This is a genomic window from Mesorhizobium sp. M5C.F.Ca.IN.020.29.1.1 (genome assembly GCF_003997375.1).
In the GTDB taxonomy this organism is placed as follows: Bacteria; Pseudomonadota; Alphaproteobacteria; order Rhizobiales; family Rhizobiaceae; genus Mesorhizobium; species Mesorhizobium wenxiniae.
The window spans coordinates 1-974 of the sequence record NZ_RZSW01001036.1; the positions used below are offsets into that span (position 1 = coordinate 1).

2 protein-coding genes are annotated in these 974 nt (G+C 62.6%); both read left to right on the top strand.

The annotated features are described in order from the left end of the window. The first annotated feature begins 4 nt into the window (after nucleotides 1-4). A complete protein-coding gene (locus tag EOA85_RS36010; RefSeq protein WP_127212786.1) occupies nucleotides 5-427 on the top strand; it encodes a (deoxy)nucleoside triphosphate pyrophosphohydrolase in 423 nt (140 codons plus the stop codon). A gap of 114 nt (nucleotides 428-541) precedes the next feature. Beyond that, nucleotides 542-910 carry a hypothetical protein gene (locus EOA85_RS36015; RefSeq protein ID WP_127212785.1) on the top strand — a complete coding sequence of 123 codons (369 nt, stop codon included), beginning with the start codon at nucleotides 542-544 and terminating at the stop codon, nucleotides 908-910. Nucleotides 911-974: the final 64 nt, after the last annotated feature.

Here is a 974-nt window from a genome sequence, read left to right on the forward strand (position 1 = left end):
GCGCATGACCGGCCCGAACCCTCTCGGCAAGCGCCTGCTCCTGGTCGCAGCCTGCGCGCTGGTCGATAGCGACGGCCGCGTGCTGCTGGCGCAGCGGCCGGAAGGCAAGCAGCTCGCCGGCCTGTGGGAGTTTCCGGGCGGCAAAGTCGAGCCCGGCGAGACGCCGGAAGAATGCCTCATCCGGGAGTTGTACGAGGAGATCGGCATCGAAACCAATATTCCCTGCCTGGCGCCGTTCACCTTCGCCAGCCATTCCTACGATGATTTTCACCTGCTGATGCCGCTGTACGTCTGCCGTCGCTTCCGCGGCATCGCGCAGCCGAAGGAAGGGCAGGTGCTGAAATGGGTGCGGCCGCGCCAAATGCGCGATTTTCCGATGCCGCCGGCCGACGCGCCGCTGATCCAGTTCCTCATCGATCTTCTGTGATTGTGCCGTCACTGCCCGAGTTAGACAGCGTTAATGGAAGATTTATCTCGCTGTGGAAAATTGAGGCGTGGCATTGAAGGGAAGGCCGTGTTCAGGCCTTCGGAGGGCGGTTGCATGAGCCTCGACAGGGACTGGGATTCGATCCGACCCGACCGCAGCTTCGCTGTCCATGCCGGCATGGGCATTTTGCGGATCACGCTGTTATTCGGCTCGGCCCTGGTGGCGCTGGCCTTGATCGCGACGCCCTTGCTCGACAGCCGGACGCGATTGCAGACCGCCCGCGACCATTTTGCCGGCGGCCTCGATGGAATGAGCACAGGATCGATTGGGAGCCCAGGGTCGGTGGGGAGCACAGGCTCGATTGGAAACACGGGCTCGATCGGCCATCGGGGTACCTACACGCTGCGCAGGAGCGTGCTGCAGCCGCTGCCCAGTTCGGTCTGCGTGATACGCGACAATGGCAAGCGCAGCGGCGACTGCTGAGATGGTTTAGAGCAGCCGTTTCACCGCCTGTTAAGCCTTTGCCATTAACCTTTCTTAACAGGTC

Coding starts and splice junctions, on each gene's coding strand:
- EOA85_RS36010 (WP_127212786.1), top strand. CDS start 5: ATGACCGGCCCGAACCCTCTCGGCAAGCGCCTGCTCCTGGTCGCAGCC.
- EOA85_RS36015 (WP_127212785.1), top strand. CDS start 542: ATGAGCCTCGACAGGGACTGGGATTCGATCCGACCCGACCGCAGCTTC.